Origin of the sequence: Rhizobium sophoriradicis (genome assembly GCF_025200795.1) — a bacterium.
Classification (GTDB): domain Bacteria; phylum Pseudomonadota; class Alphaproteobacteria; order Rhizobiales; family Rhizobiaceae; genus Rhizobium; species Rhizobium sophoriradicis.
This window is the reverse complement of sequence record NZ_CP104152.1, coordinates 3187107-3201466: the sequence shown is the minus strand read 5'-3', so window position 1 is coordinate 3201466 and position 14360 is coordinate 3187107. Positions and strand designations below refer to the sequence as shown.

Sequence of the window (14360 nt, the reverse complement as noted above, 5' to 3'; positions counted from 1 at the left end):
CAAGACGAGGTGAACGAGCAGATTTCGGCGCGGGATTTTATTCGCGCCGGCAGGAAGATAATCAGGCGCCAAGTAATTTTCTTGAGCTTGCAACGGCATTGTTTCATGGTAATGCGGAAACGAAGCTTACTGCATTGCATCGGAAATGATTATACGCAGCGTCAAGACCATCGGCGCTGTTCCTCCATCATTCGCAAGCGCGAACGGGAAGCCGTGATCTGACAATTGCTTTGCTGTTGGCGGGATGGACTTGCGGGACATCAATCTGGGAAGATCGCATGAATTCGGAATTTGCCGTTCGTTCGATGCGGCCCGGCGAATTGGAGCTCGTGCTCGAATGGGCGCGTCAGGAGGGATGGAATCCCGGCCTCGACGATTCGCTTGCATTCCTCGAGGCTGATCCGTCCGGGTTTTTCGTCGGCTCCATCGGCGAAGTCCCTGTCGGCTCGATCTCGGTCGTCAAATACGGCGACAGCTTTGCCTTTCTCGGCCTCTACATCGTCCACCCCGATTTCCGTGGCAAGGGTTACGGCAAAGCGATCTGGCAAACGGGGATCGCTACGGCGGAGGGCCGGACGATCGGTCTCGACGGCGTCGCCGCGCAGCAGCAGAACTACCGCAGGGCCGGCTTCGAACCCGCTTATCTCACCATTCGATATGGCGGCGTCGCCAGCGCCCTGCCGGCCTCGACGCTCGTTGCGCAGCCGGTGCTGGATTCGCGCCTGGAAGGGCTGCTGCGTTATGATTCGGCGATCTTCCCGCAGCCGCGGGAAACCTTCCTTGCCGCCTGGTGTACCGGCCGCAAGGGACGGCGTACCGCCGTCGTACGGAAGAGCCATAAAATCCGTGGCTACGGCACGATCCGCCGCTGCTATGAGGGCTACAAGATCGGCCCGCTCTTTGCCAATGATGCCGATAGCGCCGCGGCGCTGCTTGCCGAACTGGTCCCGGAGGCGAAAGGGGCAACAGTCTTCATCGATATTCCCGCAGAAAACCGCGAGGCGATCGCCCTTGCTGAAGGCATGGGCCTTCAGCCGGTGTTCGAGACCATGCGCATGTATCGCGGGCCGGCCCCCGCCACCCCGCTGAAACACGTCTTCGGCGTGACGACCCTGGAGCTTGGCTAATCCACCGGTGAGGCGGGCGCCGTTGGAGCCGAAGCTTTCGGACGGCCTTTTTCGGCGATGGCGATACCGCCGAGCGTCAAGGCCAGCGCGACCATATGGAAGGACTGCAGCGTCTCGCCGACCAAGGCGACCGAGAGCAGGGTTCCGAATACCGGCACGAGATTGATGAACAGGCTGGCCCGGTTGGCGCCGATCGCCTCGACGCCCTTGATGTAAAGAATCTGCGCCAGCAGCGAGGGGAAGATCGCCGTGTAGAGAGTGATGCCCCAGCCGGCCTGATCGGGCCATTGCGCCGCGCCCCGGCCTGCCTCCCAGAGGAGCAGCGGCAGCGATGTCAGCATGGCGGCAACGGCCGGGAAGGCCATCAGCGTTCGCCAGTCGACCGGCGGTTTCCAGCGCAGGAAGATCGTGTAGAGCGAATAGGCGACGATGGCGATGAGCATCAACCCGTCGCCCCGGTTGAGCTGCAGCTGCAGCAGCGTGGCGAGGTCGCCATGCGCTGCTGTCAGAGCCACGCCCACCAAAGTCATTGCGAAGCCGAAGCATTGCGCCAACGAAATGCCCGTGCGGAAGAAAACGAAATTCAGCAGGAAGATCAGCATGGGAATGCCGGCCTGCTCGATGGCGACATTGATTGCCGTCGTATACTGTACCGCCGAGTAAAGCATGGCATTGAAGAGGGTGTAGCCGATGGCGCCGTAGCAAAGCAGCAGCGGCAGGTTTTTCCTGGCGACCGGCCAGTCCTTCTTGAGTTGCGGCACCGAGATCAGGGCGATCATCGCAACGGCAAGGAACCAGCGCAGGAAGGTCAGCATCATCGGGCTGACATGGCCGACCGCGAGCTTGCCGGCGACGGAGTTGCCGCCCCAGCAGAGGGTGGCGATGACGAGGCAAATATAGGCCGTGGCTTGCAAGAGCGTTCTTTCTCGTCTTTTGGTGATCAACAAGCGGCGTTTTCCCAGGGGAAATAGCCTGCCGACTGCTGTTTTGTCACGTAAAAAGCCCAATCGCCTGTGACAACAGGGTCGCTTTCCCAAAAACAAAGCTTTATAGATGCGCGGGTTTGAGCAGGTGCGCGGTTCCGCGCCGGTAACAGGAAGAGTTAGATGACGAACGTAGTCGTGGTCGGTTCGCAATGGGGTGACGAAGGCAAAGGCAAGATTGTCGATTGGCTTTCGGAACGCGCGGATATCGTCGTGCGCTATCAGGGCGGCCACAATGCCGGCCATACGCTCGTCATCGACGGCACGAGCTACAAGCTCTCGCTGCTGCCGTCCGGCGTCGTGCGTCCGGGCAAGATGGCGGTGATCGGCAACGGCGTCGTCGTCGACCCGCACGCGCTGATCGCCGAGATTGGTCGGCTGGAGGCCCAGGGTGTGAGCGTGACGCCTGACAATCTGCGCATCGCCGACAATGCGACGCTCATCCTGTCGCTGCACCGCGAACTCGACGCGATGCGCGAAGATGCGGCCTCCAACAGCGGCACCAAGATCGGAACGACGCGCCGCGGCATTGGCCCGGCCTATGAAGACAAAGTCGGCCGCCGCGCCATCCGTGTCATGGATCTTGCCGATCTCGACAGCCTTTCTGGCAAGGTCGACCGGATCCTCACACATCACAACGCACTTCGCCGCGGCCTCGGAGTTGCCGAAGTCAGCCACGAGGCGATCATGGAGGAGCTCACCTCTATCGCCGACCGTGTGCTGCCGTTCCGCGATACCGTCTGGCTTTTCCTCGACAAGGAGCGCCGCAAGGGCGCCCGCATCCTCTTCGAAGGCGCACAGGGCAGCCTGCTCGACATCGATCACGGCACCTATCCTTTTGTGACCTCCTCGAACACGGTGGCCGGCCAGGCCGCGGCCGGTTCCGGCATGGGACCGGGATCGCTGGGCTATATCCTCGGCATCACCAAGGCCTACACGACACGTGTCGGCGAAGGCCCGTTCCCAACCGAGCTCACTGATGAAATCGGCCAGTTCCTCGGCGAGAAGGGGCATGAGTTCGGTACCGTGACAGGGCGCAAGCGCCGCTGCGGCTGGTTCGACGCCGCGCTGGTTCGCCAGTCGGTCGCCACCAACGGCATCACCGGCATTGCGCTCACCAAGCTCGATGTGCTCGACGGCCTCGAGGAACTGAAGATCTGCGTCGGCTATATGCTCGACGGCGAACAGATTGATCATCTTCCCGCAAGCCAGGGAGCGCAAGCTAGGGTCGAACCGATCTATATCACGCTCGAGGGGTGGAAGGAATCGACCGTCGGCGCCCGCAGTTGGGCGGATCTTCCGGCGCAGGCGATCAAGTATGTTCGCCAAGTCGAAGAGCTGATCGGGGCACCTGTCGCGCTCCTGTCCACCAGCCCGGAGCGGGACGACACGATACTTGTGACCGATCCGTTTGAGGATTAAGGTCACCGGTCACTGCGGAGGCTAGGTTCGGGAGAATACCGGACTTCTTGAGAAAGTACTGATGGCGGATTTTATTGCAGTCATTCGGCGGGCCGTCGACGGCCTGGCCGAAAATACCCCCGAGATGCGGGTAAAGGTCTACGAACGTGCTCGCGGCGCAGTGCAGCGGCAGCTCGAGAACATGAAGCCGCGTCCGCCGGAAGCCATGCTGCAACGCCAGCTCGAAAAGCTCGAGGCCGCCATCCGCGAAGTGGAGGGTGAACACTCCGAGGCGCTGTCGGTCGGTGAGGCGAGTGAGGCCGTCGCCGCGCCGGAGCCCGTCGAGGAACACGCGGCTCACGGTGAAAGCGAACCGGCGCCTGTGTCTCAGCCAGCCGTCGACGAGCCGGTTGATGCAGTCGAGGCAGAGCCGCCGGCAGAAGAGGTCGTCGAGCAAACCGAGCCCGTTGAAGCCGGTGCACACGAGCAAGCTCCGGAAGAGGGCGTGGCCGAGGAGCCGCAGCCTGCGGAAGCAGAGCTTGTAGAACCCGAGCCCGCAGCACCCAATTCCGTGCCAACAGCAGTCTCCGCCGAGACGGATGCGCCCGTCCAGTCATACTGGCATCCCTCCCATGAGGAGGAGGCGCCGGCCGAGGAATGGCGTGCCGGTGAGGCGCGTGATGTCGCTGCCGAGGAAGTGGCGTCTGAACATGACGGCTTCGAACCGCAGCCTGCCGGACATGGCTATGCGGAGGCTGGTGACGATCGCGCCGACGAGCAGAACCCCGCGGATGTCGAGGAGGTTGCGGCCGAACCGGCGACGCTGGAAAGCCCCGAACCGAATGGCGAGGCCGCTTACGAGCCCATCGAATCTTTCCAGCCGGCCACGCGCGGCATTGAGCACGCGTCCAACCGGCTGGTCGAGCCGGTCGCCGATTTCAATCGTGCGCAGGAATTCGTGGAGCACAGCCGCGAGGAGCCGCTGCAGGCGGATGCGGCTGCGCATTTCGACCCGGTCTGGAGAGAGCCGGCTGCCGAAACACCGGCTCCAGCGCCGAAGGATGCCGAGACCGAATGGGCCGAAGAGGAACTCCGGCAATATTCGGAAACGGCTCCTGTCGCCGCCGACACTTCGGCGCGCGCCTTCGAAGAGGTGATATCAAGCCTCGAAAAGATAGCGCCCGCGGCCGTCATGCCGGCTGCCAAGGAAAGCTTCTCCTGGGAAACGGCCGCCTTCGACGATCTGCCGCCGATCGAAGCCGGCAGCAACAAGAAGACGCCGGTTGCCTCGCATTTCGACGATGTCGATATCTTTGCCGAAGTGCACGATGGCAAGGCCGCGCCGGCTGCCGGCGCGCCGAACGAGGCATGGCGCGAAGCTAAGGCACTACGCGGTTATGACCGGCGCGGCTCGGTCGCCGCCGACGATGACGATGCCAATCCAGCAATGGATATCGATCAGATCGTCGCCGCCAAGTTGCAGGGCAAGAATTTCCGCATGGAGCCGAAGCGGCGTCGCTTCGGCATCGGCACGGTGATCACCCTCATCTTCGCGCTTATTCTGATCGGCGGCGGCGCCTATGCCGGCTGGATGAACAGAGAGGCGCTGGTGGCGATGGTCGATGGGCTTGTCAGCTCGGCGCCGTCGCAGTCCACGAGGAACGAGGCGGCAATGACGCCGGCGGGCTCCGAAACGCCGGCTCAGCCGAGCACGCCGACGCCAGGCCAGCCAGCCACGCCGGAAGCGCAGAACGCGCCAGCGCCAGCGGCACCGGCACAGCCGAACCAGCAAGTGGCGTCATTGAACAATGACGGCGCTGCGGCCAATTCCAAATTCACCCAGCGACTGCTTTCCGATGGGACCGAAGTCGACAGCGGCCCGGCGGCCGTGCCGGGAACGCCGACCGCCGAGGGGAAATCGGTGGCCGAGCAGAATGTCGCGGCTGCGGATACGCCGGCTGCCAGCGCGCAAGGTGATGCCGCCCGGCCGGGAACGCTGACGCCGAATAGTCCTGCGGCATCGCCGCAGCAGGTCGCCCCGGTTGGGTCGTCGGAAAAGATGTTCCTCTACGAGGAGCGTATCGGCCAGAGTTCGCCGACGGCGATCGAAGGAACGGTCGTCTGGAGCGTGCAGCACGAGGCCGGCCAGGGTGGCCGGCAGGAAGCGACGGTGCAGGGCAATGTTACTGTTCCCGAGCGCAATCTCTCGGCCCTCGTCACCTTCAAGCGCAATTCCGATCCGTCGCTGCCGGCGAGCCACCTCGTCGAGATCGTCTTCTCGGTGCCGCCGAACTTCGAGGGCGGCAGCATCGAAAGCGTCCAGCGCATCTCGATGAAACGCACGGAACAGGATCGCGGCGACGCACTGATTGCGGTTCCGGCCAAGATCACCGATGATTTCCACATGATTGCGCTCAACGATTATCCCGATGCGCGCAAGGCCAATCTCGACCTGATGTCGACCCGCAACTGGATCGATATCCCGATCACCTACCGCAACGGCCGCCGCGCGCTGCTGACGATGGAGAAGGGCGGCACGGGAACGGATGCCTTCAATACCGCCATCAAGGAATGGACCGCGCTCGGGGATGTCTCGACGAGCCAGTGAGGTGGTTCGCAGCTGCCACTGGCCGTGGCGGCGTCTCGTCCTTGTTGAAAGCATCATTTTCGGAAATCAAGGAAAGCGGCTTGGCTCCCTCTCTTCTCCCCAGCGGGAGAAGGTGGCCCGAAGGGTCGGATGAGGGGGCCGCATGGCACGCCCTTCATGTTGCCCTCCGCTTCCGCTACGTGCATTCGCGGCTTTGCCGCTCATCCCCACTCATCTGCCTGCTGGCATCTTCTCCCCGCTGGGGAGAAGAGGACGTGCTGCAACGTCCTTCCCCAAGCACTCTCCGTAGAAACAAAAAACGCCACCTCCGATCGGGAGGTGGCGCTGCAGTTCTCAAATCAGCCTTATCAGGCCGTGGCTTCGACGACGCGGACGGCTTTGGCGCGTTCCAGGGCTTCCTTGCGGACAGCATCCTGCACCTTCTCGAAGGCGCGAACCTCGATCTGGCGGACGCGTTCGCGGCTGATGTCGAATTCGGCCGACAGGTCTTCCAGGGTCACCGGCTCCTCGGCGAGGCGGCGAGCCTCGAAGATGCGGCGCTCGCGTTCGTTCAGCACGCTCATTGCTTTGCTCAGCATACGCCGGCGGGTTTCGAGTTCGTCCTGTTCGATCAGAACGTCTTCCTGGCTGTCGTGATCGTCCACAAGCCAGTCCTGCCATTGACCGCTGTCGCCTTCTGCCGCCTTGATAGGCGCGTTCAGCGAGGCGTCGCCGGAGAGGCGGCGGTTCATCGAAATGACCTCCTCCTCCGAGACGTTCAGCTTGGTGGCGATTTCCGATACGTGCTCCGGCTTCAGGTCGCCGTCGTCGATCGCCTGAATGCGGCCCTTCAGCCGGCGGAGGTTGAAGAACAGCCGCTTCTGGTTTGCGGTCGTACCCATCTTCACCAGCGACCACGAGCGCAGGATATATTCCTGTATCGAGGCCTTGATCCACCACATGGCATAGGTGGCGAGGCGGAAGCCGCGCTCCGGATCGAATTTCTTGACAGCCTGCATCAGGCCGACATTGCCTTCGGAGACTACTTCCCCGATCGGCAGGCCGTAGCCGCGATAACCCATGGCGATCTTCGCGACGAGGCGCAGATGGCTGGTGACGAGCTTGTGGGCGGCGTCGCGGTCGCCGTGCTCGGCATAACGCTTGGCCAGCATATATTCCTGCTGCGGCTCGAGCATCGGAAATTTGCGGATTTCGTCGAGATAACGATTGAGGCCGGCTTCGCCGGCGGTAATGGACGGCAAGGTATTTCGGGCCATAGTGCACCCTCCTAAAGTGAATTCCGGTTCCCGATGAAAACGCGTCCCCGCGTCGAAAAGGCAAACCGGGACGTGCGGCTTTCTACCCAAGCCCGCACTAAGTCGATATACAGATAAGTATGGCGAAACGGCGGTTCAAGGCGCCGCTCACGCAGGTGTGAGACGGGGGAGGCGGAATTCCGCGGTCCCCTCTAACTCCGCAAGGCCTCGACAAGTTCCACCATGTCCTCCGGCAGCGGTACCTCGAAATGCATGAGTTCGCCGCTGCGGGGATGCTCGAATTGCAACATGAAGGCATGCAGCGCCTGGCGGTCGAACCCGTTGACCACCTTGCGGATCTCTTCGGGCAGCAGATTGGCCTTGGTCCTGAAGCCGGCGCCGTAGACCGTGTCGCCGAGCAGCGGGTGGCCGATATGGGCCATGTGCACACGGATCTGATGGGTGCGGCCGGTTTCGAGGCGGCATTCGACCAGCGAGGCGAGCGCCGTCGCGTCCGGGGATTCATGAAAGCGCTCGATCACCTCGTAATGGGTGATCGCCTCGTCGGCATCATGGCTGTCGGGGCGCTTGACGGCGCGGCGGGTACGATCGCCGGTGGCGCGGCCAAGCGGCGCGTCGACCGTGCCTGTCAGCGACCGGGGCCGGCCCCAGACGATCGCCTGATAGGCACGCTCCAGCGGCATAGTGCGGCCATGGTCGGCAAACTGAAGCGAGAGGTGGCGATGGGCAACGTCGTTCTTGGCGACCACCATGACGCCTGTCGTGTCCTTGTCGAGACGGTGGACGATGCCGGGGCGGCGAACGCCGCCGATGCCGGAGAGCGTATCGCCGCAATGATAGATCAGCGCATTGACCAGCGTTCCGGTCCAATTGCCGGGGCCGGGATGGACGACCAGGCCGGCAGGTTTCGATATGACGATGATGTCGTCGTCCTCATGAAGGATATCGAGCGGGATATCCTCGCCCTGAGGCGTCGGGTCTTCCGGTTCGGGCAGGGTGATCTCGAAACTGTCGCCGACGCGCACCTTGCGCTGCGGATCGGTGACGGGTACGCCCCGCATGGAAACCAGGCCGTCCTTGATCAGTGCCTTGATACGGCTGCGGGAAAAATCCTCGCCGACCTGCGCCGTCAGCCAGGCGTCGAGCCGGCCTTCGGCGGTTTCATCGGCGGTCAGGACTTTTCTAATGCCAACTGCTTGTTTAAAGGGGTCGCTCAAGACGCTTCTTCTCCGACGTATTCTTAGAACGGGACGCACAGATGACAGCAATCGAGCCAGACGACCAGGAAGAGAAGCCCCTTGATCCGGCGATGGAAAGTGTCCGGCGCAAGATGGTCCGCCTGCAGATCGTTTCCGGCGCCATCATGTTCGTGAGCCTTATGGCGGTCTTCGGTGCGGTTGTCTACAAGACGATGCGCGAGCCGAACGACACGGCTCCGGCTGCCGCTGCCTCCGGTGTGCCCGCGGAGGCGCCGCTTGCGGCGACCGTTTCGCTGCCGCTGGGTTTCAAGGTGCAGTCGACCTCGTTCTCGGCGGGGCAGATCCTGTTTTACGGCGAGACCGTCGAGGGCAAGGCCAAGGCGCTGATCTTCGATCTCCGGAGCGGCCGCTCCGTCGCTGACCTGACCGTCACGGGCAATTGAGCCCGGCATGGCCGCTCCCCCGATCGCCATCGCCAAAGCCGACGATCCGCGCGTCGCGGAATTCCGCGACATCCGCGAGCGCGATCTGACCGGGCGGGAAAACCGCTTCATCGCCGAGGGTACCGTCGTGCTTAGAATGCTCGCCGAGGCGCATGCGCAAGGCCGCGGCTTTCGCGCCGAAAAGATCCTGCTGCTGCGCAACCGTGTCGAGGGCATCCTGCCGATCCTGGACCGGTTTCCCGCCGACGTGCCTGTCTATGTCGCCGAGGCCGACGCGCTCGAGGGCATTGTCGGTTTCCATCTGCATCGCGGCGTGCTCGCACTTGGCCGGCGGGAGGAGCGTGACGAGGCAGCGCTTCTTGACGCCCTGCCGGAACGGGCGCTAGTCCTCGTCGGCTGCGGCATTTCCAATCACGACAATGCCGGCTCGATGTTCCGCAACGCCGCCGCCTTCCGGGCAGATGCCGTGCTGCTCGACGAAACCTCCTGTGATCCTCTTTATCGCAAAGCGCTGCGTGTCTCGGTCGGATCGGTGCTGAGCGTTCCGCACCGGCGCGGCGGCAAGGCGCTGGATCTGCTCCTTGCACTCGCCGAACGGGGTTTTGCCATCTGGACGCTTTCGCCGCATGGGAAAACGGACATTCGCGCCATTCCGGCGGCGGCACGCATGGCGCTCGTCGTCGGCACCGAGGGGGAGGGCTTGCCGGCAGCGCTGCTGGCCCGCTTTCAGAGCGCGCGCATCCCGCAATCGGACGAGCTCGATAGCCTCAATGCGGCGACGGCGACGGGGATCGCGTTGTTTTCCATGGCCTCGGCCATGGGTCGGATCTGACCCCTAAAGCAGTCGCGATCTTCAGATTCGCTCCCCGCTTTGGGTCTTTATTGTCTCGCATGTCGTTGTCGCAAACGGCTGCACAGTTTTGCGCGACATGCTTTAACGCATCGGATTGGCGATGATGGCGGCCGCCCTGTCGGCAAGGCTGACGCGGTCGTTCGGGTTCTTGGTCCCGGCATCCGGCAGCAGCGTGCGGATCGGCGAGGAAGGGCCTTCGTTGAGTGCGGTCAGCGCCACCATGTTGGCGGCGATCGAGGCGATCTCCTCGCGGATCGCACCATCACGTCCGGCGACGGACTTTGCTTTCTGCAGGCGCTCGGCAAGCGCGGCGCTGCGCTTGCGGACATCCTCGCCCATCTCAGCCGCCATTGCGGCGGTATCGAGCATGGACGCGGCTGTCTCTTCGGCCGTCAGTTCCGCCGGCAGGTCAGCCGCCATTTTGGCAAGGCCTGCGTCGCGCAGCACCCGGTTGATCTTGCGGATCTCGGCATTGGCGGCTTTCAACTGCTCCTTCAGCTTGGCGATTTCCTGCTGACGGCGGGCGAGCAGGGTTTCCTTCTCGGCGGCGGAAGCGCTCTCACGCGCGGCCTTATCTTCCAGGCGGATCACCATATGCTGTTGCTGTGTCAGTTTCTGCTCGGCATCCTTGGCCCGCTTCTGCAGCAGGGTGACGTCCTGGCGCAATGTGTCGCGTTCGTCTCGCAGAGCGTTTGCGCGGAATTTCAGGCTTTCGGCCTCTGTTTCACGCGCGGCCAGATCAATTCTCAGCCCATCGGTTTGTTCGCTGAGCTTGCTCAGCCGCGTCCGCATTGCCGCCAGTTCGCTCTCCTTGTTGGCAGCGGATTGCTCGGCAATATGCAGATTGGTCTTCAACTGGCTGATATAGTTCTCATCCTTGCGCAGGTGCGAGCGCTGCTCGGCCGCCTCGACATGCATCTCGCCGATCTGGGCCTGCAATTCACCGATATCGGCGGCAAGCCTGCCGGCATCGACGGCAAGGGCATCGTGCCGCAGCTGGAGCGAGAGGGATTTTTCGCGTTCACGCAAAAGGTCCTGGGTGGTGCGCGCGTTTTCGGCGGCATAAAGGGCGCGCACCATATCTTTCTGGGCGCGGACCTCTTGCGGGCTCAGCGGCATCGTCGCTTTCAGCCGGTTTTCGGTATACCAGACGATGCGGCGGTGTACGGCCGGCGAAACCAGAAAGACGAGGAAGGCCGCGGTCAGGAAGCCCAATCCGAACAAGAGAGCGTATTCGATCACGGCGGGGCCAATCCCGTTCTTCGTTGGGCGGAACTTGACATCCGAAAACCGATTACGCGTTCGGCGTCCTATTCCGGGTCATCCGTGATGATTAAGCACGCATGGCGCATCGGGGCAAGGCCGCCGATGCGGGTGGCGACGGTTTCCGACGCTCCTGTGGCTTCAGAAGGGGTTCCAGGTCGGCGCCTGGGTGATCTTGAGATAGCCGACATTGACGCCGAGTCGGGCGCCGACGCCGGTGCGGATCGGCACGACCAGCACGTCGTTGTTCTTCAGCACCGTCATGCCGAAGCCCGCAATCACATAGGCCGAGCCACTGACGCCGCCGAAGCGGGCATAGATGCCGTCGATGGAAGGCAGATCGTAGACCAGCATCATGACGCGCGAGCCCTGTCCGCCATAATCGATACCTAGGGAGGGGCCTTGCCAGTAGAGCGGATGCTCGCCGGCATTCTTGGTGTTCAGCTGGCCTTCGCCATAGGTGAGACCGGCGATGAAGGCGCCGCCGCCTTCCTGTCCGAGAATATAACCGTTCGGCAGGCCGTATTTCTGGAAGGCGCTTTCCACCACCTTGCCAAGACCGCCGCTGGCGGAGCCAAAGAAGGAGTGGCCGGTATCGATGATTTCCTGCATCGTATACTGACCGTTGTTCTGAGCGGCGGCCGGCCCGGCCACTATCATCGAGGAGAAGACGAGGGCCGAGAGCAACCTGCAGAAGCCGATGAATCGGTGCGGAAATCGAGGGCGCATGGTGTCATCCGTTCGTCGTTGGTCGGGAGCGGACAACCGCTCGCGTCAATTGCTGCATTTTGCGCCGATCATCTTAACAATCGGTTTACCAAATATGGTGTCATTATGGCACCCAATGCGATCGCAAACTTCGCGCAATTTAGATGACGCATATTACCGGGCGCGATGAAATTGCCGCCCCTCAGGAGACGATGATGTCCAAGAACCCGAACCTTACCCTGTCCGGCCCGGATCTGGCCGCGCTCCTCTGCAGCCGCGTTTGCCACGACGTCATCTCGCCCGTCGGCGCGATCAACAACGGTCTGGAACTTCTCGATGAAGGCGGCGCCGATGCCGATGCGATGGACCTGATCCGCACCAGCGCCCTCAATGCTTCCGTTCGGCTGAAATTCGCGCGTCTCGCCTTCGGCGCGTCCGGTTCCGTCGGTGCCTCGATCGACACCGGCGAGGCCGAGCGGGCCGCCAAGGATTTTGCGGTGGCGGAAAAAAAGACCGAGGTTATCTGGAACGGACCGCGCGCCATCGTTGCCAAGAACCGGGTCAAGCTGCTGCTTAACCTCTTCCTCGTCGCCTATTCCTCCATTCCACGCGGCGGCGTGCTTGAGGTGACGCTGGAAAATCCCGAATTCGACGCCAAATTCACGCTCACCGCCAAGGGCAAGATGATGCGCTTGCCGCCGAAATTCGTTGAAATATCGACCGGCACGATCGAGGAGGCAATCGACGCCCATTCGATACAGCCCTATTACACCGTGCTGCTGGCTGAAGAGTGCGGAATGACGCTCGATCATAGCGCCAGCGCCGACGAATTGGTGTTCACGGCGGTAGTCGCTGCTGCTTGATTGCGGAGCCCGGGCGGGCGTCGGCGCCCATCCGGTAACGATTCCTTAGCCTGATGGACCTATCCTCCAGGGTTGTAAGAGGCCTCTTGTTGCGACGAATGCGGGGGCAAAGGAGCAGTCATGCAAAGGTTCATGATCACCGATAATTCGGACATCGTCCGCAAAGTCGGCAAGCGCATTCTCTCCGAACTCGATTTTCTCGTCAGCGAGGCTTCCAATGCCAGCGAGGCGCTGCAGCGCTGCCAGGCGGAACTGCCGGAATATCTGATCGTCGATTCCGGCATGGAAGGCGCGCTCGACCTGATTGCCGCCATCCGCGCGATGGATGGGGGCAAGGACGTCAAGATCTATTACTGCGTCATCGAAGCGGACCTCAAGAAACTGATGGCCGGCAAACGCGCCGGCGCCACGGATTTCTTGCTCAAACCCTTCGATCGCAAGATCCTGACCGCCGTTTTCGGGAACCGCGCGATCGCTGCCTGACGGCAGGCTTCTTGCCGGCGGAATCGGCCGCCCGTGAACATAAACGCGGAAGCGTAGCCGGACGCCGGCTGAGGCTGCGCTCCTCCGTTGATCGACATGCATAAAACAATGAACAAGGTGCGTCGCATGCGCCAAGTTTGATGCGGCGCTCTTTACGCCTATCCCGCCGATCGACCGAGTCTTGATCGCTTATTCGGGCGGCGGCCCTGTGCGGCGGAAACGAAAAATCCCGCCGGAAGGGCGGGATTTCGTCATTCCGATAAGGGGGATCGGAAGATTGGAAGCTCAGGCGGTTTCCGCGTATTCGGTGCCATCCGGCTCGCGAAGAACGTAACCACGGCCCCAGACTGTCTCGATATAGTTGGCGCCGCCGGCGGCATTGGCGAGTTTCTTGCGAAGCTTGCAGATGAAGACGTCGATGATCTTCAGTTCCGGCTCGTCCATGCCCCCGTAAAGGTGGTTGAGGAACATTTCCTTGGTGAGCGTGGTGCCCTTGCGGAGCGAAAGCAGCTCCAGCATCTGGTATTCCTTGCCCGTCAGATGGACGCGCTGGCCGCCGACTTCAACGGTCTTGGCATCGAGATTGACGATCAGTTCGCCGGTCATGATCACCGACTGGGCGTGGCCCTTGGAGCGGCGGACGATGGCGTGGATGCGGGCGACGAGTTCGTCCTTGTGGAACGGCTTGGTCATGTAGTCGTCGGCTCCGAAGCCGAGGCCGCGAACCTTGTCTTCGATGCCGGCCATGCCCGACAGAATGAGGATCGGTGTCTTGACCTTCGACAACCGGAGAGTGCGAAGCACTTCATATCCGGACATGTCGGGCAGGTTCAGATCGAGCAGGATGATATCGTAATCATACAGCTTGCCCAGATCGACGCCTTCTTCACCGAGATCGGTGGTATAAACATTAAAACTCTCTGATTTCAGCATCAACTCGATGCTCTGCGCCGTAGCGCTGTCGTCCTCGATGAGAAGTACCCGCATAATTATCCCCTTTACCGCCGCCGAAAGGTGGTCTGGCCCCCTACACGCTACCGAACAAGCTACGTGATTTGGAAGCTGCCACGAAATGGTTAACAAATTCTGATTCACTCTGGCAAGGAGTATCGAATTTATTAAATATTTTTTCCATTTCTCTGTTTTCCAATAGGAATCTCAAAAAGGCTTTCC

General features: G+C 62.0%; 13 protein-coding genes. 7 read left to right on the top strand and 6 right to left on the bottom strand.

Annotation, left to right across the window (positions count from 1 at the left end):
• The first annotated feature begins 278 nt into the window (after positions 1-278).
• Entirely contained in the window at positions 279-1127 is an 849-nt protein-coding gene (locus tag N2597_RS15880) for a GNAT family N-acetyltransferase (RefSeq protein ID WP_077994859.1), read from the top strand.
• Here the strand turns inward: N2597_RS15880 and N2597_RS15875 are convergent.
• Positions 1124-2041 (bottom strand): DMT family transporter, encoded by a 918-nt coding sequence (locus N2597_RS15875; RefSeq protein ID WP_077994906.1) that lies wholly within the window; start codon positions 2039-2041, stop codon positions 1124-1126. The two genes, N2597_RS15880 and N2597_RS15875, sit on opposite strands and share 4 nt — an antisense overlap.
• A gap of 192 nt (positions 2042-2233) precedes the next feature.
• Here N2597_RS15875 and N2597_RS15870 point away from each other — a divergent pair, with 192 nt between their 5' ends.
• Positions 2234-3532, top strand: coding sequence for an adenylosuccinate synthase (locus tag N2597_RS15870; RefSeq protein WP_064684793.1), 1299 nt, complete (start codon positions 2234-2236; stop codon positions 3530-3532).
• Between the two features lie 61 nt (positions 3533-3593).
• The gene (locus tag N2597_RS15865) at positions 3594-6119 is read left to right on the top strand and encodes a hypothetical protein (protein WP_183598466.1); all 2526 of its coding nucleotides are present in this window, start codon (positions 3594-3596) and stop codon (positions 6117-6119) included.
• A 347-nt stretch (positions 6120-6466) separates the two neighbouring features.
• Here the strand turns inward: N2597_RS15865 and rpoH are convergent, their stop codons facing one another.
• Entirely contained in the window at positions 6467-7375 is a 909-nt protein-coding gene (rpoH, locus tag N2597_RS15860) for an RNA polymerase sigma factor RpoH (RefSeq protein ID WP_012484996.1), read from the bottom strand.
• A gap of 191 nt (positions 7376-7566) precedes the next feature.
• Entirely contained in the window at positions 7567-8592 is a 1026-nt protein-coding gene (locus N2597_RS15855; protein ID WP_077990046.1) for an RluA family pseudouridine synthase, read from the bottom strand.
• 41 nt (positions 8593-8633) lie between these two features.
• Here N2597_RS15855 and N2597_RS15850 point away from each other — a divergent pair, with 41 nt between their 5' ends.
• Together N2597_RS15850 and N2597_RS15845 are read left to right on the top strand one after the other, a co-directional pair.
• Entirely contained in the window at positions 8634-9017 is a 384-nt protein-coding gene (locus N2597_RS15850) for a hypothetical protein (protein ID WP_183598464.1), read from the top strand.
• Positions 9018-9024: 7 nt separating this feature from the next.
• Entirely contained in the window at positions 9025-9849 is an 825-nt protein-coding gene (locus N2597_RS15845) for a TrmH family RNA methyltransferase (RefSeq protein WP_077990048.1), read from the top strand.
• Positions 9850-9951: 102 nt separating this feature from the next.
• Here the strand turns inward: N2597_RS15845 and N2597_RS15840 are convergent, their stop codons facing one another.
• Positions 9952-11112, bottom strand: a complete 1161-nt coding sequence (locus N2597_RS15840; RefSeq protein WP_096771476.1) for a coiled-coil domain-containing protein — start codon at positions 11110-11112, stop codon at positions 9952-9954.
• 162 nt (positions 11113-11274) lie between these two features.
• The gene (locus N2597_RS15835; protein ID WP_009992762.1) at positions 11275-11862 is read right to left on the bottom strand and encodes a DUF1134 domain-containing protein; all 588 of its coding nucleotides are present in this window, start codon (positions 11860-11862) and stop codon (positions 11275-11277) included.
• 194 nt (positions 11863-12056) lie between these two features.
• On the opposite strand from N2597_RS15835, the gene chpT reads away from it, so the two are divergent.
• Positions 12057-12704 carry a histidine phosphotransferase ChpT gene (gene chpT, locus N2597_RS15830; protein WP_038692755.1) on the top strand — a complete coding sequence of 216 codons (648 nt, stop codon included), beginning with the start codon at positions 12057-12059 and terminating at the stop codon, positions 12702-12704.
• A 120-nt stretch (positions 12705-12824) separates the two neighbouring features.
• Complete coding sequence (locus N2597_RS15825) at positions 12825-13187, top strand: response regulator (RefSeq protein ID WP_004675721.1); 363 nt, start codon at positions 12825-12827, stop codon at positions 13185-13187.
• Positions 13188-13472: 285 nt separating this feature from the next.
• Here the strand turns inward: N2597_RS15825 and ctrA are convergent, their stop codons facing one another.
• Positions 13473-14174 carry a response regulator transcription factor CtrA gene (gene ctrA / locus N2597_RS15820; RefSeq protein WP_007533606.1) on the bottom strand — a complete coding sequence of 234 codons (702 nt, stop codon included), beginning with the start codon at positions 14172-14174 and terminating at the stop codon, positions 13473-13475.
• Positions 14175-14360 lie beyond the last annotated feature (186 nt).

Bases quoted from the DNA above. Each gene is read 5' to 3' on its own strand.
- N2597_RS15870 (WP_064684793.1), top strand. From the start codon at position 2,234: ATGACGAACGTAGTCGTGGTCGGTTCGCAATGGGGTGACGAAGGCAAA.
- N2597_RS15835 (WP_009992762.1), bottom strand. From the start codon at position 11,862: ATGCGCCCTCGATTTCCGCACCGATTCATCGGCTTCTGCAGGTTGCTC.
- chpT (WP_038692755.1), top strand. From the start codon at position 12,057: ATGTCCAAGAACCCGAACCTTACCCTGTCCGGCCCGGATCTGGCCGCG.
- N2597_RS15865 (WP_183598466.1), top strand. From the start codon at position 3,594: ATGGCGGATTTTATTGCAGTCATTCGGCGGGCCGTCGACGGCCTGGCC.
- N2597_RS15825 (WP_004675721.1), top strand. From the start codon at position 12,825: ATGCAAAGGTTCATGATCACCGATAATTCGGACATCGTCCGCAAAGTC.
- rpoH (WP_012484996.1), bottom strand. From the start codon at position 7,375: ATGGCCCGAAATACCTTGCCGTCCATTACCGCCGGCGAAGCCGGCCTC.
- N2597_RS15880 (WP_077994859.1), top strand. From the start codon at position 279: ATGAATTCGGAATTTGCCGTTCGTTCGATGCGGCCCGGCGAATTGGAG.
- ctrA (WP_007533606.1), bottom strand. From the start codon at position 14,174: ATGCGGGTACTTCTCATCGAGGACGACAGCGCTACGGCGCAGAGCATC.
- N2597_RS15845 (WP_077990048.1), top strand. From the start codon at position 9,025: ATGGCCGCTCCCCCGATCGCCATCGCCAAAGCCGACGATCCGCGCGTC.
- N2597_RS15850 (WP_183598464.1), top strand. From the start codon at position 8,634: ATGACAGCAATCGAGCCAGACGACCAGGAAGAGAAGCCCCTTGATCCG.